Raw genomic sequence first — 26,597 nt, forward strand, 5'->3', positions numbered from 1 at the left:
TGTGCGTCCGGGGCGTTCGGTGAGTGACTTACTTCTTCTTGCCAGCCCTATAGTTCGAGACGACCTTGTCGTCAAAGGCTGCGACGATCTGCTTGATTTCCGGAGCATGGGGGCCGGTCGGAGCGATTTCGAGGTATTTCTCGTAGGCTTCGACGCATCCCGGAGGAGGAACGATCTTCTGCGACTTCGGATCCACGGTGGACTTGCCGATTAGAGACTGCGCCTTGATGTAGTAGGCATCGGCCTTGGTCGGGTCCGCAGCGATCGCCTTATCGGCGGCGACACCGGCCTCATCGCGGTTGTTCACGTTGTAGAGCGTGGCAGCTTCGTTGAAGTAGTACATGCCAGCCTTGGCGGGTTCCGCCTGGGCTGCCTTCTCGTAAGCATCAGAGGCTTCCTTCAGCTTGCTGGAGCGAGCATAGGACTGGCCAAGCTGGTTGTAGGCAGCACCCGCGAGCGTCGGCTGCGGCTTCTTGGAGGCCGCGTTAAGGTCGATCGTTTTTTGGAAGGAGACGATGGCGTCGTCATACTTTTTGGCGCCGAGTTGGGCGTTGCCGAGTTCAATCCAGAGGAGCGGTTCGTCGGGCTTAGCTGCCGTGGCCTGCTGCATGTCGGTCAGAGCAGCGTCAAAGTTGTTCGCCTTCATCTCGTCGCGCGCCTTGGTCAGAAGGGCGTTAACGTTGGCGACCTTGGAGTTGGTGGCCATGACTTCGGCGTTCTTCTTCTTGAACTCGTCGAGCTGCTTCTTCTCTTCGGGCGTGAGGTGCTTGACATATTCTTCGCGGGTCATGTCATCGTCGGCGAGCGTATCTGCGCCGGCCTTGATGATGACGTGGTCGAGGAAGTCGATGGACTTGCCCTGGTCGTAATAGAAGAGGACGTAGTCGTCGGGCTTGATGTCTTTGCCTACGAAGTTACCATTGGCGTCTACCGGGAAGGTATAGGCGTACTTGCGTGCCTTCTCTTCGGACGAGCGGTCCGTGCTGAGGCGGACTTCGCCGGTCTTGACTGCGATTCCGCCATAGTTCTGTACATGCCCGTGGATGCTACCGGGGGCGGCCTGGGCCAGAGCGCTCGTAGCCGGAACGAATGCCAGAAGAGCGAGAGCAGCGGCCGCGAGAGTTGCGCGGAAGGGGGCGGTCAGTTTCATGGAAGATCCTTCTCTCTTTCGACGCTCGATGGATCGGCGCCTTTGGAATTACGCTGTGACTCACGTTGCCACAGCCTGGGTCCCGACATATAAAGACACCTGCCGGGAGATGATGTTGTCAGCCTTCCGTATTCCGGAACTCAGACATACGGAATTGGATCTTTTTCGCCAGCTTCTTTGAAAGCACGCAGCCGGAGAGAACAACTCTCGCAAACTCCACATGCTTTTTCTTCACCGGAATAGCATGACCAACTTACATGCAACGGTGCATGAAGTTCAACTCCGAGGCGCACGATTTCGGCTTTTTTGAGGTGAATCAGGGGCGTAATGACCCGGATATTCCCTTCTTTCGTACCCTGCTGGATCAGGGCGTTGAAGGCGTCATAATACGCCGGACGGCAGTCCGGGTATCCGGAAGAATCCTGCTCCACCGCGCCAATCGAGACGGTCGGCGCACCCAGAACCTCCGCCCAGCTTACGGCTGCGGAGAGGAAATGTGCGTTCCGGAATGGGACGTAGGTCACAGGAACTTCATGACCGATGGTGGCTTCGTCCTCAGGGGCATTTGGGACCGCGATGGAGGTATCGGTGAGCGCGGAGCCACCGATCTGGCGGAAGAGGTCCATGCGCAGGGGCAGGAACTCTTTTGCGCCGATGTACTCCGCCACGGCGCGTGCCGAGGCGAGTTCCCGCGCCTCCGTACGTTGACCGTAGCTGAAATGCAGGGCGTAGACGTCGAAATCGCGCGAGGCGAGGGTAGCGCAGACGGTGGAGTCCATCCCGCCTGACAGGCAGATTACGGCCCTTTCCCTGACACTATCCTCGGTGGGGCTAGAGGTCGTTGCCGTCATCGGCCAACGAGGCCTCCGGAAGATCGTTCAAAAGGGACTTCGCTACCGCTTCATCGCCGCGGCGGACGAGCAGGCGCGCGCCCAGCGTGGCGGGCAGGAGGGAGTTGCCTTCTTCGCCGGAGAGGAAGCTGTCGATGCCCGAGCCTTCCAGGACGCTCTGCGCAAGCTGCGCTTCCGGGGGATCCGAGTACCGCGCTACTACCACCATGTCGTCGGCGTCGAGGATATCTGCCATGTCGTTCTCCATTCTAAAAGTGCATTTATAGGATGCGCCCTGAGGGGCGTTTGTGTCGCGGGCGTTGTGTCGCGGTTAACGCGTGGAGGGTAGAGCCGCCTCATCATGCGGCCAGTGGGCTACGATATCGCGAACGACTACGTCGCCCACACGGTAAGCTGCGTCCAGCGCAGGCATAAATGCGCCGTATTTGACGATTTTGGTCTCCGCAAGGCTGTCGGCGGCAGAGATGCCCTCGCGCTGCTGATCGAAGTTGGAGGCGGTCCGCAGGACGAGAACGCGGTCGATATCGACGCGGTGCGCCTGGGCCAGCCATGTGAGCGACTGCAAGGTCCCTGTGTCTTCCATGCCGCAGATGGCATAGGTGCCTTTACCGTCGGTCTGGTACTTTACCCAGTCGCGTGCCCACTGGTTCATCAGCTTGCCGTGCCAGAAGGTGCTGGCCGATAGGTTATCGCCGCGGAGGACGAAGGGAGGGCGATGGGCGTTTTCGCCTACGAATTCCATGCGGCGGGATTTTATCTCCGGTGTGTCGCGCAGTTCCACGCCTTTGGTCTTTTCAAAGGCCCAGGCCACAAGCGCCGGGTTGAGGTGGAAGACGATCCCGTTATCGTCGGTACGCGGCCCTTCGTAAGGTACGGATTTGCGCAGGGGGACATATCCCGTTTTCCAGGTGGCGGGAGCCTCGCGCGGGTCGATCTCATGCGCCAGATCGCCGTCGACGATCCATTCGGACCAGACGGCGGAGCCCAGGGAGCCCATTTTGGGATCCATGCCACCAATACCGGCAATGATCCAGTAAGCGTGCGTAAGATCGAAGCGCTCGTCGGATCCCAGAGCCATAACGGTGGCCGCCGAACGCGCGGTGCCGATGCCGGTCACAATGCCCAGGACGCCGTCTTCGTTCATCATGGCGTCGTGATACGCGCCGGGCATAGGAAAACGGCGGGTAAGATGCTCGCCGTCGTACCAGTGCTGAAACTCACCGGGGATGTCGCCGGTGTCGTTTCCGATCTCGAACATGGTCACCACGACCACTTTTACCGGGATCTTTGCAGTCTCAGCCACCGAAGAAAGAGCGAAGAGAGTAAACAATATGGCGGAAAAGAGACGCATAAAAAGATGCTATCGCAGGTAGGCTGGATTCACGCCAACTTGAGTCAGTTGAATCTTGAAGGTCTCTCTCCCCGTCTTACACGGTTAAAGCACATCCAACGCGCGCTCTTTTGCGCCTATAAGGAATGGTCCCACTTGCGTCCTGCACTCTGTCTTACGCTCTTCTGTGGATCGCTGTTCTGCGGGCTCGCCGCCGAGGTTTCCGCCCAGCAAACCACGCTGGAGTTACCTGACGCTCCCCGCCCCTCTGCCGAGGTACTGATCGCAATGGTCAGGACGTCAGAGCCTATATCGTCTTCCGTGGCGTCTCCCTTCGACATGAGTTTCGATCCGGACGATTTTCAGCAGTCCACTCCCAGGATGAGTGACAGCTCGGATCCTCCAACGAAGAAGCTGGATGAGAATGGAAAGCCCGTTTCGAGAGCGGGCCAGCAGCCGAAGCGCATTCTTGGACTGATGCCAAATTACCGCTCTGTCTCCAGCGGAACGACGCCGCCTAAACCTACCTTCAAACATAACTTTGTTATCGCGACGCATCAGTCTTTCGACTACTCGTCCTTTATCTTTCTGGGCATCACATCGCTCTCAGCAGAAGGGATTGACTCGCATCCTGCACTGGGTAAAGGCGTAGGTGGCTTCTGGGGCTACACCTGGCGCGGGTTTCTCGACAAGACGGACGGCACCTACCTGGGAGCATGGCTTCTCCCCAGCATTCTGCACGAAGACACGCGCTACTACGCCATGGGCGAAGGAAGTAAGTGGAAGCGTGCGGGCTACGTGATCAGCCGGCAGGCTGTAGCGCGTACCTACGGTGGGCATCAGACGCCCAACATCGCCGGCCTGGGAGCTAAAGTGTTGACGCAGGTGATCTCAAGGAACTACTACCCTGCGGGCAGTACCGACTTTGGGACGCTGGCGACGAAGTTCGGTTATGCGATGGCGCGCGATATTGGCTTCACGATGTTCCGCGAGTTCTATCCGGACATCGCCATCCACGTGCTGCACCGCAAGCCGTAACGTCTAAGCGAAGATGACGGTCTTGTTTGCGTAGCTGAGGATGCGGTGGCCGAGATGCCACTGCACCGCACGCGAGAGAACGAGACGTTCTAAATCGCGGCCCTTCTGAATCAGGCTGGGCAGAGCGTCGTTCTGCGAAATGCGCGTGACATCCTGCTCGATGATCGGACCTTCGTCCAGCTCTGCCGTGACGTAGTGACTGCTTGCGCCGATGAGCTTCACCCCGCGCGCGAAAGCCGCGTGGTACGGCCTGGCTCCTGTGAAGGCGGGCAGGAACGAGTGGTGGACGTTGATGATCCGCTGCGGGTAGGCGTCGACGAACTGCGGCGAGACGATCTGCATGTACCGCGCGAGGATGACGAGGTCGACCTTCGCCTCGGCCAGTAGGGCAAGCTGCCGCTGCTCGACCTGCTGCTTGGTTGCGGCGGTCACCGGCGTGTAATGAAAGGGAATCTTGTAGAACTCCGCGAGAGGCCGTGCGTCCTCGTGATTGCTGACGATCATGGTCAGGTTGCACTGAAGCTCGCCCGTCTGGTGACGGTAGAGAAGGTCGGCGAGGCAATGCAGGTACTGTGAAACGAAGATTGCGACGTTCTGCTGCGTGTCTTCAAAGTCCATGCGCCAGTGCATGGCATACTTCGCTGCGATGGGCATGAAGCGCTCACGGAAGTGGTCCACAGTACACTCCTCGTTCTCCGTAACAAACTCAACGCGCATGAAAAAGAGGCCAAGCTCGGCATCCTGATGCTGGTCCGCATTCAGGATATTGACGTCGTAAGCCTCGATGAGAAAGTTATGGATGGCAGCGACGAGTCCCTTGCGATCGGGACAGTCTACGAGGAGAACCGCGGTTTTCGACATACTGCAAAGACCTTTCATAGCGCGAAACGACTACACGCCTTTTTTCTGGGGCTCCCAGATGAACTTATGCACCTGCAACGACAGGCGCGCGTCTAGGCCATCCGCGAGCATCCAGTCCACAAGGTGCCGGGCGTCCAGCTCCATGTTGTCCGCAGAACGAAGGATGGACGGAACCTTGATAAAGGCGGGCGAAAGCAGGATGCCGCCCGCCTTTTCGTTGAGGGAGTGTTCGCGGATAAAGTCGCGCGCGAACTCGTAGTCCACCCGATCCCGAAGAACAAACTTCACCTCGTCCCGCTGCGTGAGAATATCGAGATTGCTCATACGAAAGCTGCCAAACGCGGAACCTGCGCCGGGGCACTTTACATCGACGATCTTATGCACCGCGGTGGGAACATCCTGCAAAGGACGCTCGCCGCTGGTCTCCATCATGAGGGTATAGCCCCTGGGATCGGCAAGGAGACGTCGCATGAGCGGTAGGAGCTCCTTTGCGTGGAGCATGGGCTCGCCGCCGGTAAATTCGATCAGGCGGCAGGGCGCAAGGGCCTCAATCTGCGCGACGATCTCGTCTTCCGTAAACGGGGTGCCGCCCGAGAAGGTGTACTCCGAGTCGCACCAGGCGCAGCGAAGATTGCAGCCAGCAGAGCGCACAAAGATGCACGGCATGCCGGTGAAGCTGGATTCACCCTGGACGGATTTGTAGAGTTCGATGAGATGCATGACTACTCGTAGTAAGTCGCCATCGAGGTATCGGTCTCATAGATGGTGGACTGCTTGACGCTGACTCGGCCCTCACTCATCTCGAAGAGCTGCTTGCTGGTCTCGTCGAAGAAGTACTTCGCGAGATTTTCAGCCGAGGGGTTCACAGTGGTGAACGGCTCAAGATCGTTGATCATTTGATGATCGAGGTAATCGACGACAGGGCGCATAACCTGCTTGAGAAGCTTGAAGTCGAGCAGCAGGCCGCTGGCATCGAGTTCCTTCCCTACGAGCGTAACGAGGACCTTGTAGTTATGGCCGTGCGGATTCTCGCACTTCCCGCGATAATTGCGCAGGTAATGGCCGGAGGAAAAGGTCGCTTCAACGGTGACTTCGAACATGGTTCTACCAGTTTACCTTTATGGCGCTTTGTGGCCGCTTACGCTTAGTGCTTGCGGTTCCGTTCCCGCTGATCGATGCGGTGCTTCTCGTCGCGGCGCTCCGCCTGCTCGAACATAGTCTGCAGGACCCCGAGCAGGGCTGCGATCAGTGCTCCAGCGACAAGAAAGATCCCCATGGTGCGCCACAGGACACTGTCGGACGGGGAGCCGGGTTCATGCACGAGGCCGGTAAAGGCCAGCACGAAGCAGACGGCTCCGAAGAAACCCAGTGTGGCGGCGAGGATGTAGAGATTGCGGCCCATCGTGATGTCTTCAGTCTATCGAAGCGGGGAGCTGCGTGTTTTCTCTACTCTTCGATGCGGGCCTGCTTGGCTGCGCGGGCCCTGGGAGCGGAGGTTTCGGCGACGCATTTCTCGGAAACACGCTGCGGATTGCCGCATTTGGCGGCGGCGGTACGGGTAAACGCGCGGTAGAGGCGGTTGACGTCGACTTTTCCGTTCCGCACCTCGCGCTCCACCGCGGTATGCATGGCAGAGAGGAACTCCTCGCGCAGTTCATGGAAGATTCGGTCGACGTGGATATAAGGCATGCAAACTGCTCCGCTCCTTGAAGATACAGGGGCGATGGCCCTGTGTCCCGGACGAGTCACTTTTGCGGGGCGTAATAGCCGGTACGTGCCGAGAGGGAGACTGGGCGGTAGGGTGTTCTGAGTTGGATAGAATGGAATTTGCCGTCGTTCCTGAGTCCTGCTGGCCGGTAGACAAGCTCATACTCGTCACGCAGGTCGCGTTCGATCAGATGCAGATGGGCAAGATCGCTAGCCGTCACAGGGTTGGTTCCCTGCTTTCTGATGGAGAGATAATTATCCTCTTCCTTGCTGTAGAAGATGCGGCCGCCGCTCTGCTCCGCGAGTTCGCGAAGGACGCGCTGCGGCTGCCCGTGCGCTCCGGAGTCGAGGGAAAAGATGTAGACGGCGGTGTGCGTCTGCTGGCAGATGTCGATGACGTCGCGCATGTAGGCGTGGGAGGCGTTGTCGGCACCGTCGGTAAAGAGCAGGATGAAGTTGTTGGTCGGTGCGGAAGCGTGGACCTCCTGCGGTGTAAAGCGATCCCTGCAGGCACGGTAGAGTGTATCGAAGAGTGCCGTACCCGTCATCCTGGAGTAGGCGCGTTCGTCGACGTGGCGGAGTGCGGAGATTAACTTTGTAGAGTCCGCAGTGAAGGGCTGCAGCATGGTCGCTTCAGTGTCAAAGGCTTGCAGAAAAGCTGCATCGGTCCTGAGATTCAGGACTTCTGTAACCAGCGCGGCCGCAAGTCGGCGGTTCCGGTAGAGCGCATAACCCAGCATGGAGGGCGAGGTGTCGAAGAGGATGCCCGCGCGAATCGGGAGGCTGGTATGTTTGGTCAGGCGAACGATCGAAGCTGGCGGCTTCTTGTTATCCAGCAGTTGCAGGTCGGGAATCTGGAGGTCTGTGACGAACTGTTCTGAGGCATCGACCGCACGGAAGGTCACGTGGACTTCGTTCACCGAGACGGGGATGGTGAATGGCTCCTGCGCCGCCATGGAGAGTGCAAAGCACAGGACGACCGCGAGGCGGATCACTTCGCCAGCGCTGCGCGATCTTCGTCGCTGTTGCCGTAAGGGCAGTGGCGGCAGTTGTTGCCGCAGCAGTATCCCTGCTTCAACAGGTATTGCGCCGTGAAGACGAGATAGGGCCCATCCATGTAGGAGTCGCCTGGCTCAAGCGGAATATCGGTGGGGTTCTCGGACATGGCTCAGGCTTAGATTAGAGCAAAGCGCGTTGGGCTGTGGTCGGTCCCCTTTCATTTTGTCCTCCGCTTCGCTGCGGAATGACAAAAGGTTTGCCACGGAATGTTTTCACTACGCAAAGAGATGCGCCGTTCCGGGCACAGTCCTATTCGATAGAACGGGGACGACCTCGGCATCCGGCATATTTGCAGGCCCGACATCCTCGCTCTGAATCAAGCCCGTGCCGCAGACCACAACTTTCCTTCCCGCAATCGCGGTTGCGCGATCGCCGGGGACGACCACACCGATTAGGTGCATGGGGTCAGAGGCGGCCAGCGTGATCGCAGGATCGGATGTGAGCTGGCGCGAGGCACGAAGCGAGTCGACGGCTTCGGGAAGGGCGTACTGCTCACCGGAGAAGCCTGAGACGAAGCGACCGCCGCGCACCTCGCCGCGAGCTTCCAGTCTGCGCAACATCGCGACGAGCTCACGCCAGCGGGGAACGTTCGTCTCCCGGTCCAGCAGGTCGCGAAAGACGACGCCGTAGCGGCAGAGCAGCATGCGCGCGGAAGCGGCGACGCTGGCCTCTTCTTCGCGCGCGGCCTCGGTGATGGAGAGTGGTGTGTGGAACTCTTCGGTAAAGAGCGACCATCGCCCCGCCGTGGATCGCGTGGTGCGTTTGGCAGCGTTGGCGGGTGCGGCGGTGGCGCTCTGACGGCGCTTCGGATCCATGAAACAGCGGAGCTGGTCGAAGCCATCGCTTGACGCGAGGCCTGCCGTCGCCAGCTCCCAGAGTGCAGTCTGCGTCTGCTGCTTGGTGAGCGTAGCGAGGCGCTGAATGTCGGAGGCAAAGCAGGCTCCGCGCTCTGCGAGGAGGTATCGAACGCGGTTGGCCTCCGGAGAAAGCGCCTGTGCCAGCTTGACCTCGTCGATGGACTTCTGCGACAGGGCGCGGGGAAGCCAGTCGGCCGTGTCGCGAAGGAAGAAGGTAATGGGTGCCATATTGGTCGGGATCACGCGGCGCGGCGCGGTGCCGTTGCCCACGCCCCATGCCGGATGCGGAGAGATGCGTCCCCAACCGACTGCCCCGGAGAGGCAGAGCTGGTCCAGGGCACGGGGGTCGTAGTCGTGCACACGGGCGGGAAGGATCGACCGTTCCCATTCGATGGCGGGAGCTTCGAAGCCTTCGAGCTGCGATAGAGCTTCGAGAAGGCTTTCTTCTCCGGCAAGCTGCGTCTGCGGAGCGACGTGTTGCCAGCGCAGGAGCCAGCGGTAAAACTCCGCGGGCGTGACGGCCTGAATCTGCTTCCGCAGCGTCCCCAGCGTGAGCCGATGGATGCGCTGCAGAATGCGCCGCTCGCACCATTCAATCTCTTCGTTGACCTCTGTGGCGGTGTGCTCGTAGATGCCACGCAGCACAAGCCCCTGCGCCTCGATGGCAACCATCTGCGTGAACAGATCGACGGCGTCGAGGGAGAGCGTTTCGGCGAGGCTGCGCGAGGTGACGGGCCCGAGAAGCTGGAGCCAGCCTTGCGTGACGAGGCGCAGAGCATCTTCGCGCCCTGTGACAGCTTCGGCGGATACTTCAGGCCACAGCAGATCGGCCAGCGGAAGGCGTTCCGCCGCAACCCAGAACTCCTGTGCGTTCTCTGCGGTGCCGAGTCGAAGCTGCACGGCGCGGCCAGAGCGGGCGAGGCGTTCGAAGAACTCGGGCCAGTGGCGTGCGGCCTCTGTGCGATAGGCACGCGCGTCGTCCCCGGCAAAGAGCGCGATGGGCACGGCTATCGCGGAGAAGAGCAGGTCGTGGAGCTCATGCTCGTCACGGAGATCGGGCCAGCACTCTTCGCGGATCGTGGCAATGGCTGCGGGGTCGAGGCGCGAGGCTTCACCCAGGACGGCGTCAGGAATCGTTCGGCGCAGCGAGACGGCGCGTGCGCGACGCTCTTCCAGACCGGCCTCATCGAGGAAGGCGTTCTGGTTCGCATTCAGAAGTTCATGCGCAAACTGCGATGGAACGGGCGTATCGACGGCAATGCAGGTAAGCGTTCCATCCGCGATCCGTCGCAGGATCTCTTCCAGGCCTGCAAGGTCCATCGCCTCCTGTAGAACGTCCTGCATGACCTCGCGGACGAGGGGATGGTCGGGGATCTGGATGTCCCCGACGATGGTCTCGAAACAGGCCGCCGCCTGCGGAAAGACGCTCGCCAGGAGATCTTCACCGCGCGTTCTCTGGACCTGGGGCGGGACCTTCTTGCCCTTGATGAAGCGCAGGAGTTGCAGCGACCGGTTGGCGGCCCAGCGCCAGCGCGTTTTGAAGATGGGCGAGGCAATCGCGGCCTGTTCCAGCAGTTCCTTCGCCGTCTGCTCAGTGAGGAAGTGGAAGACGTCGGCCAGAGGGAAGCTGTGCTGCTCTGCCAAACAGATGTTGATGCCGTTGTCCGTTGCCGCCGCCTGCAACTCGTAGTTGAAGCCGCGGCAGAAGCGCTTTCTGAGCGCCAGACCCCACGCGCGGTTGATGCGTCCGCCAAAGGGTGCGTGCAGGATGAGCTGCATGCCTCCGCCTTCATCGAAGAAGCGTTCTGCGATCAACACGTTCTTCGTCGGCACGGCGCCCAGCACCGCGCGGCCAGCCACGATGTACTGCACGAGCTGCAGCGCCGCGGATTCGCAGATGGCGCACTGCTCGCACAACCACGCGACCGTGCTGGCTACGTCTTCATCCTGCTTTGTGACGTGCGCATGATGCACGTTCCGCGTGCGGTCGGAGATGGCCTCGCGGAGGTTTCCTACGAAGTCTGAGAGCACATCTGTACGCTGGGGCGCTTCGCCAAACCAGAACGGAACGCTGGGCGGAGCGCCGTGCGCATCCTCTACGAGGACGCGGCCTTCTTTCTCCACCGCGAGGACACGCCAGCTCGCATTGCCCAACTGGATCACGTCGCCGGGGCCGGAGTCCACCGCGAAGTGCTCGTCCAACGTGGCGATGACCTGTTCCTCCGGCATGAGCACCACGGAGTACAATGCGGAGTCCGGAATGCTGCCGCCGTTGCCGATGGCGGTGATGCGTGCGCCTCGGCGTGGATGCAGATGCCCGGCGATGCCGTCGCGCAGGAGATAGGCGCCGTAGCGGCCGCGTGAGCTTTCGATGCCCTGATGCAGGATGGTGATGAGTTCGTCGAACTCGGTGCGCGTGAAGTTGCGGTAGGGATAGGCCCGCGTGAGCACATGAAAGAGCGCGTCTTCTTCCCATGGCTCCGCAGCGCAGGCTGCGACGATCTGCTGCATGAGGACATCGCGCGGATGTGGCGGCACTTCGAGTCTGTCCAGCGATCCCGAACGCATCGCCTGCACCAGCGCCGCCTGCTCCATGAGGTCGTCGCGCGTGGTGGCGAAGAATCGCCCCTTGGGTACAGCGCCGCGCCAATGCCCTGCTCGCCCGACGCGCTGCATGGCGACCGCAACGGCCCGCGTGCTGTTGAGTTGGATGACGAGGTCGACCGCACCGATGTCGATACCCAGTTCCAGCGACGCCGTGGCGACGAGACACTGGATCTCGCCTGCCTTCAGCCGCTGTTCCGCGTCGAGGCGCAGGCTGCGCGAGAGCGATCCGTGATGCGCCGCGACGTTTTCCTGCCCGAGACGTTCGCCCAGAGCACCGCAGAGCCGCTCCACCATCCGTCGCGTATTGACGAAGACGAGCGTGGATTTGTGTTCGCGGCAGAGCTCCGCGATGCGATCAAAGATCCCTGTCCACATGGACGTGCTGCAGACCGAACCAAGCTCTTCATTCGGAATCTCGATGCCGAGATCGAGCACGCGCCGTTGGCCCACTTGCACGATGGTTGCTGTGACGCGGTCGCGATCCACGCCGGTGAGAAAGTCTGCCACCAGTTCGATAGGGTTTTGCGTTGCGCTGAGGCCAATGCGTTGCGGGGCCTCGGAGAGGCCAGTGAGGAAAGCACCGGGCGATAAGCGGTTTTCGCCTGTCACCAGGGCGTCCAGGCGCTCCAGCGTCAGGGCCAGATGGGCTCCGCGCTTATCGTCTGCTATCGCGTGGATCTCGTCGACGATGACGGTTCGGATGTGGCGGAGGTTTTCCCGCGCACGCGCCGAAGTGATGATCAGATAGAGAGATTCCGGTGTGGTGACGAGAATATGCGGCGGATGTTTGAGCATCGCCGCGCGTTCGCTCGGCAGCGTGTCTCCGGTGCGGACGCCTGTACGGATCGGCGCGCAGAGATAGCCACGTTCCATCGCGAGTTGCTGAATCTCCCGCAACGGCTGGTCGAGATTCTTCTGCACGTCGTTGGAGAGCGCCTTGAGCGGCGAGACATAGACCACCTGCGTCGTGAGGGGCAGGCTGCCATCGATGGCTGCCCGGAGCAACCGGTCAATTGCGACCAGAAAGGCGGCCAGCGTTTTTCCGCTACCGGTTGGTGCGGAGATCAGGGTAGGTTCGCCCCGCACGATGGCGGGCCAGCCTTCGATCTGCGGCTCCGTGGGCGTTCCAAACTTCGCCGTAAACCACTCGCGCACTACCGGATGCGCCCATGCGAGGTCCTGCGCGCAATCGGAGTCGAGAAGCGGAGCGATGGTAGCCATGGAATATTTTAGCGCGCTTGTTCGCTCCTTCTTCGCCAAGAAACAAACAGGAGACAGCGCCCCATTCAGTTCTTTCAGTTAGCGGAAAGCGTCAAGCGATCCGTGAAAATTTTTCATGGACAGAGCTTATGATCTGCAGCTTTCAAGGGTCAGAGGTCCGTACGCGCTCACCCTCAGGCCTCTTTTCGATTCCGGAGAGAGCAAAGCATTTTCGACTACGAGAAGCCCGTGAATATGCGATCTGCGGAAATCAAGTGGTTAAACGTTTACCTTTACGCCTATTGACCTAGTGGAAACTCCGTCGTATGCCCGTTGCGGGTGATCCCCAGGACGAGTAGATTCCCACTAACACTTCCTTCACCTCTTTTACAAAGAAGATCCCTACGGCCTGAAAATTTTCTCGTCCAAAAAGGGCCTTACCCGTTTTTAACTTCGGAGACACTATGCGCAAGCTTCTCACTTGTTTTATTTGCTCGCTCCTTCTTTTTTTGGGCTCGGTGATGTACAGCCAGAGCGTTGATACTGCGATCCTTGGAACCGCCACCGATCCGTCGGGCGCGGTGGTCGCAGGCGCAACCGTCACTGTCACCTCGGTGACCACAGGCATTACCAAGGTCGGGACTACCGGCTCTGAAGGCCAATACTCGATCCGCTATCTCACTCCCGGCAAATACAACGTCGAGATCACAGCGCCTGGATTTAGTTCTGCAGAGCGTAAGGGAGTAGATCTTGCCCTCGCCCAGCAGGCCAAGGTGGACTTCAAGGTCGCCATTGGTGCTTCCACGCAGGTGGTCGAAGTCGAAAGCACCATGCCTCTTCTCCAGAGTGAAAGCGCGGCGCTTGGTGCGACGATCGATACCGATCGAACCGCCAATCTCCCTCTCAATGGGCGCAAGTTCAACGATCTAGCCGTTCTGACTCCCGGCGTGACCGTCAACAACCCGGATAATCATTCCTCCAGCACGGCAGGATCTGCTGTCGGCGCAAACGGCGGACGCAATCGCTGGGGCCAGATCGACGTAGACGGCATCACGATGCTGAATAATCGTCAGGCGTATGTAAACTCTTATCCTTCCGTCGACGCAATTGAAGAGTTCCGCGTGCAGACTGGCAATTACTCTGCACAGTACGGCTTTTCGGCTGGAACCAATATCGGTGTGCAGCTCAAGTCGGGCGGAAACAGCTTCCACGGCAGCGCCTTCGAGTTTATCCGCAATAACGCCGTCGATGCACGCAACTACTTCACCAGAGCACCGCAGAAAAAGAATGTCCTGAAGCAGAACCAGTTTGGTGGAACGATTGGCGGGCCGATCTTCCGCGATAAGACCTTCTTCTTCTTCAGCTACGAAGGTCTCCGTTCCATCGCAGAAGTACCGGGGACAGCCAATGTGCTCACACAGGCGCAGCGGAATGGCGACTTTTCCGCACTGCTTACCCAGGCGACACCAGTCCAGCTCAAAAATCCCTTCGGCGGATTCTATGCCGGAAACATTATCCCGGTGAATGCGGTCTCGCAGGCGCTCATCAACCAATATGTTCCCTTGCCGAACTCGACCTCCGGACAGAACTACGCGGGATCGAGCATCGGAAACGAAAAGGTTGACCAGGAGATCGTTCGCCTGGATCACCGCTTCAATGATCGGAACCAGATCTTTGTTCACTACATCCACACGTATCGCGACTTTCCCAACTCTGACTTGAATCGCAACTTCACCTTCACCGGCACGTATCCCATGCACAACGCAGCGCTCCAGTACCTGCATATCTTCACACCAAGCCTGGTGAACGAGCTGCGCATGGGCGTCAACCTGGAGCACGTGAAGCAGCTCAGCACACGCACCAACACCAGCTTTACGATCGCTTCGCTGGGCATTACCGGCTTCAAAGTCGGTGGCCCCAGCGGCCGCGATCTTACCTCCAGCGAACAGGGTTTCCCCCTGCTGAACATCTCCGGCTTCCTCGGCATGGGCGATGACAAGGCAGCGTCGAACCTTGATTACAGCCGTACCTTTCAGCTTGCAGATAACCTCACCTGGACCCGCGGACGTCACACGCTGCTCTTCGGTGGAGACTTCCGCAAGGCAGAAGACAACGCCACGACCAACAACACACCCTTCGGTTCGGAGAGCTTTACCGGAGACATCACGGGCAATGCCGCTGCGGATTACATGCTCGGCTACCCCAAGACCTCCATCACCCCCGAAGGCGTGCCCATCACGGCAGCTCGCCAGTGGCGCACCGCCGAGTACTTCCAGGACAACTGGCGCGCAACCGACAAACTCACTCTCAACCTTGGCGTGCGTTATGAGATTTACGCGCCACCGTACGACACCAACAACGTCTCCCGTACGCTGGACTTCAGCACACCCACACCGACGCTCACACCAGCTCCGGGACAGCGTTTGGATGGTATCTGGCAGATCACGCACAAGGACATTGCACCGCGTCTCGGCTTTGCCTACAGCATGACGCCGAAGACGGTGATCCGCGGCGGTTATGGCATGACCTACTTCGGTGGTCAGTTCGACAACATCAATATCCTGCAGTTGAACCCTCCGACCGCGGGAAGTTTGACCATCATCAATCCGGCCACCAATCCTGTTGCGACAATCTCTACGCCTGTTCCTGCGTCGCTCTATCCCAACCCTCCCTTCTTCAATGTCACCACGGTTCCTCCGGATCGCAAGCGTCCCGATGTAAACGTGCAGACGTACAATCTCACGGTTTCGCAACAGTTCGGCAAGAGCGTTCTTGACGTCAGCTACGTCGGCGTAAAGGGATCCCATCTGGACACCAGCCTGCAGTACTTCAACTCGCCACAGCCTGGCGGCGTCGGAGCTGTTCAGGCACGTCGCCCGTACCCCACCTTTGCCCGTATTCGCGCGTTGGATTTCACGGGCGCTTCAAACTACAGCGCTCTGCAGGCGCACTTCGAGCACCGCCTGACGAGCCAACTCAACGTCACCGTGGTTTACTCCTACTCTCACCAGTTGGATAACCAGGGTGCCGACGTCAACAGCGGTGGTTGCTCCTGCCAGAACGTTCGTGCTCCGCATGAATACGCCAGCGGAACAACAGACCAGCGCCATAACCTGGTCATCGGTTATGTCTGGCATATGCCGAAGTTCACGCAGAATCGCGCTCTTGGTACGGCCATCAACGGATGGTCGCTCAACGGTTTGGTCCTGCTCAACAGCGGCAGCCCGCTGAATGTAACGCAGAGCACGGATGCTCAGAACGATGACAACTCCTGGCAGCGTCCCAACATGGTGCAGGGCGTGAGTCCTTATGCCACGACGAAGACATCGACGAACTGGTTCAACTCTGCGGCCTACGCGCTCAGCACGGCGACCTTCGGAACAACACCGCGTAACAGCCTCGTAGGTCCTGGAACCAAGACGGTCAACGCTGCGGTGATGAAGGACTTTGCCATGCCGTACAACGAAAGCCACAAACTGCAGGCGCGCTTTGAGGCCTTCAATGCCCTGAACACACCGCAGTTCTCCAACCCGGGTACGAGCTTTGGCTCCAGTAGCTTCGGTCAGATCTCTTCTACGAAGATCAACAACCGTGAACTGCAGGCCGCGGTGAAGTACATCTTCTAAACGGACTTCAAATCAAAAGGGAAAGGCCACGAAGATTTCTTCGTGGCCTTTTCTTTGGGTGGTAACAACAGATCCCTTCGCTTTGCTGCGGGATGACAAAGGTTGCTTATGCGCTCCGCGCGACCCCACCCTTTCGCGATGAGGCTGCAAAAGAATGGGGCACAAAGAAGGGTTAGTGCGGAGTGGGTTGGTAGGCCTCTTTTTGTTTTTTCCCGGTTGGATCCAGTGGTTCCTTATCGTCATCGGCGGCAGGTGCGTTCGCATCGATCTTTGGCGTGGCGAAGGGCTTTTTCAAGCCGTCCTCAGCCGCGGTATGCGTGTCGGTGTGCGCGTCGTGCGTTGCGAGCGCAGCCTTGTACTCGGCGACTGCCTGCTCGCGGTCGGGCAGCGTGTCATATAAACGTCCGAGATAGACGTGCGCCCAGGCCACGGTGTGCGGGTCTTTCGAAAGCGAAACGACCGCGTGCAGATGGTCGACCGCCGCTTCGGGATCGCGTTGCAAGAGGTCGACACGCGCAAGGATGTACATCGCCCGTCCGGATTTTGGGTCTTTCTCCAATTCGGCTTTGGCCAGTGCCTGGGCGGCGGGTGCGTCGCGCAGGAAGAGCTTCTGCTCCGCGAGATCGAGGCCAGCGAGCTTTGGCTGCGGGCCTCTGGGACCGCGACCACGGCTCAACAACTCATGCGAGCCCTCGGCGAAGAACTGAATCTGTTTGGCGACATTGACCTCGTGCTGCACGTCCATGCCATAGACCATTTCGCCGATGTCTTCTTTCAAAGAAATACCTGCGGAGTCCATCTGCGTCAGCTTCTCGTACAGATACTGCACCAGGATCCAGCCCTGCCGCATGTCGGTTTTGACGAGACCACGGCGAACGATCTCCGCCCGCTTCTCGTAGTCGATGATGTCCAGGTTGTAGTGGTCGATCTCCTGGCGCGACTTCGGGTTGACCGGCTTCTTCGGCTGGGGGAAGCCAACATCGATCGTCCGTGCCTCCACCGCCTTGATCAGACATTCGGCCACGAGCGCTACGATATCGGTCTTGTAGATATATTCGAGCGGTGCGTCCTGCACGCTCTTCAGCAGAGGCAGCAACCGCTCTGTCGATGCGGCGCGCGCATAGACGAGAGGCTCAATCTCATAGTGCAGATAGCTGTGACGGACCTCGTCCATGTGAACTCCGCCCGGATCGAGAGGCGTGTTCTCGGTTGAAGGGGAGGTCACTACGAATTGATCGGCTCCGTAGATGCGCGCGTTGGTCGCGGACGGGGAGAGCAACGGCTCCAGCAGAATGACAAAGCGCCGACCATCGTAGCTCGACACGGGCTGCCGGAGGTAGATATTCGCGGACAGGATCATCTTCGTCAGGGGATCGTGCACGCGGGACACAGCCGCCTCATACTCCGTGCGATGTTTGATCCAGAGCACGTGCAGATCCATCTGTTCGGAGAAGGTACGCAGCAGCGGCAGAACGTTGATGACCTGAAGCGAGTCGGGCGGCATCTCTGCTTCGCCGACTGCTGCAGTCAGCTCTGGTGGCTGCGTTGTGTACAGCGCCAGCGAGACGTACTGGGCAAGGTTCAACGCGCCATTTAGCTTATGCGAGTTCACATAGGTGCAGAGGGCGTCGCGGCTGGCGCGGGCGGGGCCCGAGTTTCCCAGCGTCTCATCCATTTCGCGGCGGATTTCGGCCCGCACCGGAAGAGAGTGCTCCAGGTCGGCGTCATAGCCACAAGCATTCAGGCCGGCAGCGATATCGAAGAGGGCTTCAGAGGTATCCAGCGTAATGGCCGAACCGGCAGCTTCGACGCGCCGGGTTTCGGTGGGTGTGCTGCTGGAGCTGCTGGAAGATACCTGCGCGGCCAGAGGCAGCGCGACGAGGAAAAGCGGAAGGATGGAATGCAGTTTCAATGGGGTCTCTATCGAATGGACGTATCTGGCGAGTCTATGGAAGCAGGGGCTCCCCGCGCAAACCGTCAGGCCACGTTAAGCGTGGACTGAGATTCCAGCGTACGTCAACAGGACCCGCCCGCGCACAGGCAATCCAAAGACATGCGCCGGCTCGAAGACGGCATGCACCATCTGGTTCCGCAGACGCGATTCGGTGTCCGTATCGTGCGGACCGGAGATCACCTTGTAGTCGTAGACGCGTCCCTGCGCATTGACCTGCGCTTCGACCAGCAGAGGACGGTCGGGAGCGACCTCGATATCCGCCGCTGAGCCCTGCACGGAGTACATGTAGCGCGGAGCGGAGAAACCCGTCAGCGGGGTGTCGTTCGCTTCGACCGAGGAAGGCGCGGCAACGGCACCCAGCAGACTGAAGGTGAAGACCAGAAGCACCACCGCCACAGTGGCAACTGCTGCCTGGACGCCAAAGGGGCGCAGGGTATTGTCGCGGTAGAGTTCCCAACGATCCACAAAACACTGAAGCAGGGTTCGCTGCGCATCGGAACGCTCGTGCGAAAGCGCAACCCGCAGCCGAACCGCCAGATTTTCGGGAAGAGGAGCAGAGCGCACGGCCATCAGGGCCCGCTGCATCGACTTCCACTCCGCGAACTCCTTACGGCAGTTCGGGCAGGTATCCAGGTGGGCGCTAATCTGCTGCATCTCGAGGCCGTTGACATCGCCATCCAGATAAAAGGAGAAACGTTCGCGAATCGGTGTGCAGATATCGTTCATCGCATCGTCTCCTTTTGCTGACGTAACAGGGCTTCCCGCAGTGTCGCGCGCCCCCGGAGTAAACGGCTCTTCACCGTGCCCATGTTCAAGTTCAAAATCTCTGCAATTTCGTCGTACTGCATGCCTTCGATCTCACGCAGAATCAGAACGGACCGAAATGCCTCTGGAACCTCTCGCAGCGCCTCTTCCACACGCGCTCGCGTCTCGGCCTGGCTGGCGCACTCAAAGGGGGAATCACGCTGATCGGCCAGCGAATCCCGCAGAGAAAAGGTCTCTGTATCTTCATCCTGCGACGAGGTGTCGATATCGATGGTGACTTCCTGTTTGCGGTGCCGTGTCCACCAGCGGCGCTGGTTGGAGGCCTCGTGCAGGGCGATGCGGTAGATCCAGGTCTTCAGGGAGGAGTCGCCGTGGAACCCTCCGATCGATCGAAAGACCTTGATGAAAACTTCCTGAGTAATGTCTGCGGCGTCGGTGGGGTTTTGCAGACTGCGCGCAATCAGCGAATACAGCGGCGCGTGGTACTGGGCAATCAAGAGGTCGAAGGCATGCTCGGAGCCGGCCTGCAGTTCGCGCACGAGTTCGGCATCTTCCGCCCGCAACCCTACCGCGCTTGCAACCTCGCTCATCGCCAACCTTTGTGCCCACATACTGGAACCCTTTCAGCCTACTTCCCCGCGTACCTGCGAGGCAAACATCTACAGAAAGAAAGAATTTCGCCGCCGGCGGCAGAGTGCTCTCGCGTTCACTCTGCTTTTATAGACACCGAATGTAGCCTTTTGTTCCCAAACTTTCCCTATTCGATGCAGCACGAGGACAAAAATCGGCATCTTTTTGAAGCAAAAGATCCGCCCCCCACAGCGAAACTTGCAGTGGAAGCTCGGGTTTCAGGGAGGGTACGAAGAACGTACGAAGGAGAAGAACGATGAAATTTCAAAGCCTCTGGAAGACTCTGGCAGTTGGCGTTCTCAGTTTCGGTATGGCTGCGGCTGTGGCCGAAGCCCAGGTCTACGTGCACATCGGGCCGCCACGGCCCATCGTGGAGCGACGTCCTCCTCCCCCCCGGCCGGGCTATGTATGGCGGGCGGGATACCACCGCTGGGATGGCGGTCGCTATGTCTGGGTACCGGGCGAATATCTCGCTCCCCCGCGTCCGCACGCACATTACTACCAGGGCGCGTGGGTCCACGATGGACATGGTTATCGCTGGCGTGATGGTTATTGGCGCTAACTCTTTGAACCCACCTCAGCGGCTGAGAAAGTTCAGCCGCTGAGGTGCGTCTGGGCGATGGCGAGGAAGTTCTTGGCGGGTTGGGTGTCGTGGTCCTGGCGAAAGGCCACGTCGATGGTGGTGCGACTGATCGTACGGACTGGGCGGTAGACGGTTCCCGGTATGGTGACCGCAGTGACACAGGCGGGTGCAAGTGAGACGCCGAGGCCTGCAGCGACGAGCCGAACAACCGTAGGCCACTGCGGCGCGTTCTGAATAATGTTGGGGCGGAAGCCAGCGCGTTCGCAGCACGCGACCGTGCGGTCGAAGGCGAGCGGACCCATGCGGCGGTCGAAGAGAACGAAGGGTTCCCCGGCGAGGTCTTTGACCTGCAGCGTTTTTTTCGAGGCGAGAGGATGCTTTTCAGAAAGGATCGCGACGTACGGCTCTTTGCGGAGCGTCAGTTGCGTAAGGCCCTCCGTCGGATCTCCGTCACGGAGGAAGGCCAGATCCAGCGTTCCGTTGTGCAGAGCGGCAATCTGCCCGGAGGTGAACATCTCTTGCAGGCGAAGTTCTACGCGTGGATAGAGGCGGCGGAAGGTACGGATAGCTGCGGGGAGCGGCGTGAAGATGACGGAGCCAGCGAAGCCGACGGTAAGCGTTCCTTCTTCTCCACGTCCGATGTGGCGGACCTGTTCGATATCGTCATTCACCTTGGCCAGTGTGGAGCGAGCGCGTTCGACGAGCAGAGAGCCTGCGGGCGTGAGGCGTACGCCGCGCGTGGTGCGGTTGAAGAGCTGGTGACCGAGGATCTCCTCAAGACGCTTGATCTGCTGCGAGAGCGGAGGCTGCGCCATGCCGAGACGGCGGGCGGCTTCGCTGAAGTGAAGCGTCTCTGCAACCGCCAGAAAATATCGGAGATGGCGGAGTTCTATCTCTTCATTCATATCAAGTAAGTATAGATCGACGTCTTTTAGATATTGGACATCTTGGCTTAGGGGTTTTAGCGTTCAGATATGGGAGTGATGTGTCGTATGGAGGGAGTTGTGATGGATGTAAAGATGCGGGAGTTTATGGACGGGGATGAGGCTGCGTTTCGGGAGCTGAACGAAGCGTGGATCAAGAAGATGTTTGCCATGGAGGCGAAGGACGAAGCGACGTTTGCCGATCCGCGGAAGAAGATCCTTGAGCCGGGCGGAAGGATTCTGCTGGCAGAGGCAGACGGGGCGGTGGTAGGATGCTGCGCGCTGGTGGCGATGGGGCCGGATGAGTATGAGGTCGCGAAGATGTCTGTCGCCGAAGACCTGCGGGGCGCAGGGATCGGGCGCAAGGTGCTGCAAGGGATAATCGACCTGGCACGGAGGATCGGAGCGAAGCGGCTTTATCTGGAATCGAGCAGCAAGCTGAAGAATGCGGTCCATTTGTACGAGGCACTGGGATTTCAGCACCTGCCACCGGAGCGAATCGTGCCTTCGCCCTATGCGCGGGCGGATGTCTATATGGAGATGGCGCTATAGCCGACTCGCATTCTCTTCAGGGTTGAGCTTCGGCCTCCGGAAGCGCCAGCACGACGAGGACGATGCCGATCGATGCGAACATGCGAAAGGCCTCCTCCTGTCCGTTCCAAAGTTTGGATTGCCACATAAGAAACCACTCGCCTCCCAGCGTCAGGAAGCCTACGAACCAGAGCATGAGCCCGAACGTAAGCGCAAAGATCGGGATACGTTTGGATAAGTTGAAGGTATCGGCTGGTTCGCGAAGCGCGACCGTCAATCGAATCACACCGCACCACGTCAGCACCATGGCCGCCGCCTCCCAGATGATGATGGCGTAATAAGCCAACGTCTCACCCAGCGGCGAACGGATCGCACGGCCCAGGTGGGGACTTCCGGGAAAGACCGTATCCATCTGCAGTACATGGCGTACGAACTGATCGTTGGCTTCATAGTCAGTCAAATTATTGAAGACGACCAGTGTGTAGAACAGAGCAACAGACGCAAGCAGGGCAATTTTAGACAGACGCAGGATCATTGGGACGATGACCCGGAAGCGAAGGTTTGAAAATAGGCTGTCAATGCGGAGAGCGTTACCTCATCGTATTCCGGAAAGCCCGGCATCTGGGCGAACCTGTTTACGGAGTGAGGGTCTTTGATGTAGCGCGCAAAGTCTTCTGGATTTGTCTGGGCAAGGCGGGCGAGTGAACTCCAGGGCCTGCCCGACTTGTTTCCACCATAGTCACCAGAATTGTGGCAACGGAAGCAATTTTCCCGTGCGATCGTATAGCCCAACCTCTGGGATGAGCCTCCAGCGGAGGGGCCGCGCGGATGGATCGCCTCAAAGACCTCATGCTCTTTGGAGAATCGCAACTCAAGCACACCATTCGGTATCTGCGCCTCTTCCGCGTAACTGAGTACTCGAAACCTTGGGGTGAACGAGGCGTGCGAGATCAGATATGGACCATACGTGCCTCCGTCTCCGGTTCGAGACCGTTGGCTTAGCGGCTTACCGTTGATCTGCAGGACAAGAATGGGGTGATGCGCGGCCCGGTATGCAACGGGGTAGTGGGCTTCGTACTTGTCGTCGCAGATCGCGGCGATCAGCGTACCTTCTTCGGATATACCGAGCGCGCGCAGAACTTCTTCAAGATAAACACCGCCAATCTCCGTCGCCTCTTTGAAATTGGGATCGTCCGTTACCTTGAAATTGACCTGGGGAAGCCTGAGCAAGTCGGGGTATGAGACGAAGCGTACGGCCTTCGCAGGTAGTCCGGGCAAATCGCCGGAGACGGTCAAATCCTCTGATGCAATGCGGCTCTCATGCAACGGAAGCTTGTCATGGAACGGAGGCAGCTCTTGTATCCCAACCTTCTTCGTATCGGGCGAAACTGCGGCAAACGAGAGCAGGCCTGCCATCCAGAGATTTTTTATTCGATTAAGCAAGTTCCAACCCCAACATTCAGATCGTTTCTGTCAGGGATTAACACGGCCGATTGCATTTCTATTCCAAGGATGAAGGCAAGCGATCTCATCGATCACTTGGCTAAGCGTTTGAATAAGTAGAAACTCCAGGAACTTTGCTTCGATCACGCCGCAATACGCCTGTGACGTAACACCGAAAACTTTATCCTCGGAAGTTGCGTCCTAAGACTAATTCTGTTTTCGAGGGACCTATGTGGATCGTTCGGCTCGCGCTTAGGCGACCCTATACTTTCGTCGTCTTCTCGATGCTGATGATGCTGCTTGGGATTGCCACGTGTATTGAGGCTCCGAAAGATGTTTATCCCTACATCAATATTCCAGTCGTAAGCATTGTCTGGAGCTATAGTGGTCTGCCTCCACAGGACATGGAAGGCCGCATTGTAACGGTGTGCGAGCGTGCCCTGACCACGACGGTCAACGACATTGAGCATACGCAATCCGAAAGCTACCAGGGCGTCTCAGTCATCCGGGTCTTCTTTCAGCCGAACGTAAAGATCGAGTTGGCGCTATCGCAGATTACGGCGATCGTACAGACGATTCTGCGCAATCTTCCCCCAGGAACCTTTCCCCCGAATGTTCTGAAATACGATGCTTCCAGCGTACCGATTGTGCAACTAGGACTTTCTGGAAAGGGCCTGAGCGAAGAAGATCTTTACGATCTGGGCCTTTCGTTCATACGGCCGCGACTGGCGAACGTCGAGGGCGCTTCGGTGCCGCTACCCTATGGCGGCAAGGTGCGGCAGGTTCAGGTGGATGTCGATCCGAACCTGCTGTATGCGAAGCATCTTTCGGCAACGGATGTTTCCACGGCATTCAATCAGCAGAATCTGATTCTTCCGGCGGGCGTGGCGCGCATGGGAGATCGTGAGTTCATCGTCAAGCTGAACTCTTCTCCGGCTGTCGTTTCGGCCTTGAACGACCTTCCGATTCGAGCCACGAATGGTGCTGTGGTTCTGGTAAAGGATGTGGCGCAGGTACGCCTGGGCTATGCGCCGCAAGTCAACGTGGTGCGTCAGGATGGGAAGCGCGCGGCCCTGCTGACGGTTTTGAAGAATGGCGAGACGTCCACACTGGACATTGTGAAGAACGTGAAGAAGATGATTCCACAGGTGAAGGCTGGGCTACCGCCGGAACTGACGATCACGCCGCTCTTCGATCAATCCATCTTTGTGTCTGCATCGATCAACGAAGTCGTGCGCGAAGCCTCCATCGCGGCTGCGCTGACAGGCCTCATGATCCTGCTGTTCCTGGGATCGTGGCGCTCGACGCTGATTGTCTGTACCTCGATTCCACTGTCGATCGCAACGTCGCTCGTGATTCTGTACGCGCTGCACCAGACAATTAACGTGATGACGTTGGGTGGGCTGGCGCTTGCCGTGGGCATCCTGGTGGACGACGCAACAGTAGAGATTGAAAACACCCATCGCAACATGATGGAGAGCAAACCACTGGTGCGGGCGATTCTGGATAGCGCGCAGCAAGTGGCCGCGCCTGCGTTTGTGTCTACGCTGGCGATCTGCATTGTGTTCATGCCGGTTGTTTTGCTGTCCGGACCGGCACGTTATCTCTTTACACCGCTGGCGATGGCAGTGGTCTTTGCGATGATGGCTTCCTATTTTCTTTCGCGAACGCTTGTGCCGACGATGATGCACTTCCTGCTGGGAAGTGAGATCTTCCTCTATCAGGATCCGGAGGCTGCAAAAAAGGAAGAAGACGAGAACTGGATCTGGCGAGTGCATTCAAAATTCGACCGCTGGTTTGAGCGTCGGCGCGAGAACTACAAGGGTCTGCTGGAGTGGGCCTTGGAGAATCGCGGATTGACGGTGGGTATCTTCGGATTATTTGTCCTGCTGTCGCTGCCGCTGATCTTTATGATTGGCGAGGATTTTTTCCCCTATGTGGATTCGGGACAGATGCGGCTCCATATCTATCCGCCGCAAGGTATGCGCCCGGAAGATTCCGAGTTGTACTTTGCTGCTGTAGAAAAGGAGATCCGCAAGGTACTTCCCGCGGAAGAGACGAAGATGATTCTGGATAATATCGGGCTTCCGAATGGCGGCATCAATCTGGCGTTTTCCAATAGCGCCGTCACGTCCGATACCGACGGCGACATTATGATTTCGCTCGATCCGGGTAAGCGCCATACGCAGCTTTATATGCGACAGCTGCGCGCGGACCTTCATCAGAAGTTTCCCGATGCGACGTTCTTCTTTACTCCAGCGAATATTACGAACCAGATTCTGGATTTTGGTTTGCCTGCGCCAATTGACTTACAGGTAACTGGCCGTGGAGCGCAAAACTACCAGATCGCGCAGAAACTTCTGAAACAGGTGCAGGCGATTCCGGGAGTGGTGGACGCACACATCCATCAGCAGATCGCCCTGCCCACCATCGACGTGAATGTAGACCGAACAAAGGCGCGGCAGATTGGTCTGACGCAGCAAGACGTTGCGCAGAGCATGCTGATCTCGCTGACAGGAACGGGGCAGACAGCGCCGAATGAGTGGCTGAATCCACAGAATGGCGTGAACTACCAGGTAGTGGTCCAGACACCGCAGTACCGGATCGATTCGCTGCAATCGCTCGCGCGTGTTCCCATAACTTCGCCTGCGGGCAATGCGAGTCAGCTTCTTGGGAATGTCGCGAATTTTCAAAGAGACGTTACTCCCGTGATCATCGATCACTACAACATTCAGCCGGTCTATGACATCTACGCGGACGCAGACCAGCGCGACCTGGGCGGCGTGGCGAGCGACATCCGCAAGATCATGGACAAGGCGCAGCCCGACCTCCCCGCCAGCACGACGCTTGCGCTACGCGGCGAGGTGAAGACGATGAGCGACTCGTTCCTGCGGCTCGGCATCGGCATCATCTTCGCCATCATCCTGGTCTACCTTTTGATGGCGGTCAACTTCCAGAGCTGGCTCGACCCACTCCTGATTTTGATGGCGCTGCCCGTGGCCTTTGCGGGCGTGCTCTGGATGCTCTTCCTTACGGGGACGACCTTCAATGTGCCCTCGCTGATGGGTGCGATTATGACCATCGGCGTAGCCACGGCGAACAGCATTCTTCTGGTGGTGTTTGCGAACGATGAGCGTGCTACGGGCAAAGACAGCGTGGAGGCGGCGCTCAGTGCAGGATTTACACGGCTCCGCCCAGTCTGCATGACAGCGCTCGCGATGATCATCGGCATGCTACCGATGGCGCTGGCGCTGGGCGAAGGTGGAGAGCAGAATGCACCGCTGGGCCGGGCCGTAATTGGCGGACTTCTGTTAGCAACGATGGGAACGCTGTTTGTCGTGCCGGTGATGTACTCCTGGCTGCAGACGAAGCCGCCGCGCAACTACGACGAAGAGATTGATAAGGCGTATCACGAGGGCGATGAGCAGAGGCAGGCCGCGCCGCCGGGGCAGAGTGGGGGCGAGCCGCAGCCGGCTTGAACG

Annotated in this window: 24 protein-coding genes; 5 read left to right on the forward strand and 19 right to left on the reverse strand. The window is 58.9% G+C overall.

The window, feature by feature from the left end:
* Window positions 1-28 precede the first annotated feature (28 nt).
* From ACIPR4_RS17770 to ACIPR4_RS23000, 5 genes are all read right to left on the reverse strand, one after another.
* Window positions 29-1,150 (reverse strand): tetratricopeptide repeat protein, encoded by a 1,122-nt coding sequence (locus ACIPR4_RS17770; RefSeq protein ID WP_013570050.1) that lies wholly within the window; start codon window positions 1,148-1,150, stop codon window positions 29-31.
* Window positions 1,151-1,290: 140 nt separating this feature from the next.
* A complete protein-coding gene (gene queC, locus ACIPR4_RS17775; RefSeq protein ID WP_013570051.1) occupies window positions 1,291-2,001 on the reverse strand; it encodes a 7-cyano-7-deazaguanine synthase QueC in 711 nt (236 codons plus the stop codon).
* A complete protein-coding gene (locus ACIPR4_RS17780) occupies window positions 1,982-2,236 on the reverse strand; it encodes a putative signal transducing protein (protein WP_013570052.1) in 255 nt (84 codons plus the stop codon). Before ACIPR4_RS17780 ends, queC begins: the two co-directional genes overlap by 20 nt.
* Before the next feature lie 75 nt (window positions 2,237-2,311).
* Complete coding sequence (locus ACIPR4_RS17785; protein WP_013570053.1) at window positions 2,312-3,352, reverse strand: purine nucleoside permease; 1,041 nt, start codon at window positions 3,350-3,352, stop codon at window positions 2,312-2,314.
* Between the two features lie 116 nt (window positions 3,353-3,468).
* Entirely contained in the window at window positions 3,469-3,672 is a 204-nt protein-coding gene (locus ACIPR4_RS23000) for a hypothetical protein (RefSeq protein ID WP_144312476.1), read from the reverse strand.
* Between the two features lie 40 nt (window positions 3,673-3,712).
* Here ACIPR4_RS23000 and ACIPR4_RS22610 point away from each other — a divergent pair, with 40 nt between their 5' ends.
* Complete coding sequence (locus tag ACIPR4_RS22610) at window positions 3,713-4,369, forward strand: hypothetical protein (protein WP_222829243.1); 657 nt, start codon at window positions 3,713-3,715, stop codon at window positions 4,367-4,369.
* 3 nt (window positions 4,370-4,372) lie between these two features.
* Here the strand turns inward: ACIPR4_RS22610 and purU are convergent, their stop codons facing one another.
* The 8 genes from purU to ACIPR4_RS17825 form a co-directional block, all read right to left on the reverse strand.
* Entirely contained in the window at window positions 4,373-5,230 is an 858-nt protein-coding gene (gene purU / locus ACIPR4_RS17795) for a formyltetrahydrofolate deformylase (protein ID WP_013570055.1), read from the reverse strand.
* A gap of 30 nt (window positions 5,231-5,260) precedes the next feature.
* Entirely contained in the window at window positions 5,261-5,950 is a 690-nt protein-coding gene (locus tag ACIPR4_RS17800) for a 7-carboxy-7-deazaguanine synthase QueE (RefSeq protein WP_013570056.1), read from the reverse strand.
* Window positions 5,951-5,952: 2 nt separating this feature from the next.
* On the reverse strand, window positions 5,953-6,330 hold the full coding sequence (queD, locus tag ACIPR4_RS17805; protein WP_013570057.1) for a 6-carboxytetrahydropterin synthase QueD: 378 nt from the start codon (window positions 6,328-6,330) through the stop codon (window positions 5,953-5,955).
* Between the two features lie 44 nt (window positions 6,331-6,374).
* Window positions 6,375-6,632, reverse strand: a complete 258-nt coding sequence (locus ACIPR4_RS17810) for a hypothetical protein (RefSeq protein ID WP_013570058.1) — start codon at window positions 6,630-6,632, stop codon at window positions 6,375-6,377.
* Window positions 6,633-6,676: 44 nt separating this feature from the next.
* Entirely contained in the window at window positions 6,677-6,919 is a 243-nt protein-coding gene (locus tag ACIPR4_RS17815; protein ID WP_013570059.1) for a hypothetical protein, read from the reverse strand.
* A gap of 56 nt (window positions 6,920-6,975) precedes the next feature.
* A complete protein-coding gene (locus ACIPR4_RS17820; RefSeq protein WP_013570060.1) occupies window positions 6,976-7,932 on the reverse strand; it encodes a VWA domain-containing protein in 957 nt (318 codons plus the stop codon).
* Window positions 7,929-8,102, reverse strand: coding sequence for a C1orf53 family protein (locus tag ACIPR4_RS22845; protein ID WP_013570061.1), 174 nt, complete (start codon window positions 8,100-8,102; stop codon window positions 7,929-7,931). Before ACIPR4_RS22845 ends, ACIPR4_RS17820 begins: the two co-directional genes overlap by 4 nt.
* A gap of 109 nt (window positions 8,103-8,211) precedes the next feature.
* Entirely contained in the window at window positions 8,212-12,681 is a 4,470-nt protein-coding gene (locus tag ACIPR4_RS17825) for a DEAD/DEAH box helicase (protein WP_013570062.1), read from the reverse strand.
* 443 nt (window positions 12,682-13,124) lie between these two features.
* Between ACIPR4_RS17825 and ACIPR4_RS17830 the strand changes: the two genes are divergently transcribed.
* Window positions 13,125-16,286 carry a TonB-dependent receptor gene (locus ACIPR4_RS17830; protein WP_013570063.1) on the forward strand — a complete coding sequence of 1,054 codons (3,162 nt, stop codon included), beginning with the start codon at window positions 13,125-13,127 and terminating at the stop codon, window positions 16,284-16,286.
* Between the two features lie 172 nt (window positions 16,287-16,458).
* Here ACIPR4_RS17830 and ACIPR4_RS17835 read toward each other — a convergent pair whose 3' ends face one another.
* From ACIPR4_RS17835 to ACIPR4_RS17845, 3 genes are all read right to left on the reverse strand, one after another.
* Window positions 16,459-18,198 carry a tetratricopeptide repeat protein gene (locus tag ACIPR4_RS17835; protein WP_013570064.1) on the reverse strand — a complete coding sequence of 580 codons (1,740 nt, stop codon included), beginning with the start codon at window positions 18,196-18,198 and terminating at the stop codon, window positions 16,459-16,461.
* A gap of 75 nt (window positions 18,199-18,273) precedes the next feature.
* Entirely contained in the window at window positions 18,274-18,966 is a 693-nt protein-coding gene (locus tag ACIPR4_RS17840; RefSeq protein ID WP_013570065.1) for an anti-sigma factor family protein, read from the reverse strand.
* Complete coding sequence (locus tag ACIPR4_RS17845) at window positions 18,963-19,595, reverse strand: sigma-70 family RNA polymerase sigma factor (protein ID WP_013570066.1); 633 nt, start codon at window positions 19,593-19,595, stop codon at window positions 18,963-18,965. The genes ACIPR4_RS17840 and ACIPR4_RS17845 overlap by 4 nt, the downstream gene beginning before the upstream one ends.
* A 296-nt stretch (window positions 19,596-19,891) precedes the next feature.
* Between ACIPR4_RS17845 and ACIPR4_RS17850 the strand changes: the two genes are divergently transcribed.
* Window positions 19,892-20,197 (forward strand): YXWGXW repeat-containing protein, encoded by a 306-nt coding sequence (locus ACIPR4_RS17850; protein WP_013570067.1) that lies wholly within the window; start codon window positions 19,892-19,894, stop codon window positions 20,195-20,197.
* A gap of 32 nt (window positions 20,198-20,229) precedes the next feature.
* Here ACIPR4_RS17850 and ACIPR4_RS17855 read toward each other — a convergent pair whose 3' ends face one another.
* Window positions 20,230-21,123 (reverse strand): LysR substrate-binding domain-containing protein, encoded by an 894-nt coding sequence (locus ACIPR4_RS17855; RefSeq protein WP_013570068.1) that lies wholly within the window; start codon window positions 21,121-21,123, stop codon window positions 20,230-20,232.
* 102 nt (window positions 21,124-21,225) lie between these two features.
* Between ACIPR4_RS17855 and ACIPR4_RS17860 the strand changes: the two genes are divergently transcribed.
* Entirely contained in the window at window positions 21,226-21,693 is a 468-nt protein-coding gene (locus ACIPR4_RS17860; protein ID WP_013570069.1) for a GNAT family N-acetyltransferase, read from the forward strand.
* Window positions 21,694-21,709: 16 nt separating this feature from the next.
* Here the strand turns inward: ACIPR4_RS17860 and ACIPR4_RS17865 are convergent, their stop codons facing one another.
* Together ACIPR4_RS17865 and ACIPR4_RS17870 are read right to left on the reverse strand one after the other, a co-directional pair.
* Entirely contained in the window at window positions 21,710-22,207 is a 498-nt protein-coding gene (locus ACIPR4_RS17865; protein WP_013570070.1) for a DUF2165 domain-containing protein, read from the reverse strand.
* The gene (locus ACIPR4_RS17870; protein WP_013570071.1) at window positions 22,204-23,088 is read right to left on the reverse strand and encodes a class I cytochrome c; all 885 of its coding nucleotides are present in this window, start codon (window positions 23,086-23,088) and stop codon (window positions 22,204-22,206) included. Before ACIPR4_RS17870 ends, ACIPR4_RS17865 begins: the two co-directional genes overlap by 4 nt.
* A 257-nt stretch (window positions 23,089-23,345) precedes the next feature.
* Between ACIPR4_RS17870 and ACIPR4_RS17875 the strand changes: the two genes are divergently transcribed.
* The gene (locus tag ACIPR4_RS17875; RefSeq protein ID WP_013570072.1) at window positions 23,346-26,594 is read left to right on the forward strand and encodes an efflux RND transporter permease subunit; all 3,249 of its coding nucleotides are present in this window, start codon (window positions 23,346-23,348) and stop codon (window positions 26,592-26,594) included.
* The last annotated feature ends 3 nt before the right edge of the window (window positions 26,595-26,597 follow it).

The sequence above is a fragment of the Terriglobus saanensis SP1PR4 genome, from assembly GCF_000179915.2.
Classification (GTDB): Bacteria; Acidobacteriota; Terriglobia; order Terriglobales; family Acidobacteriaceae; genus Terriglobus; species Terriglobus saanensis.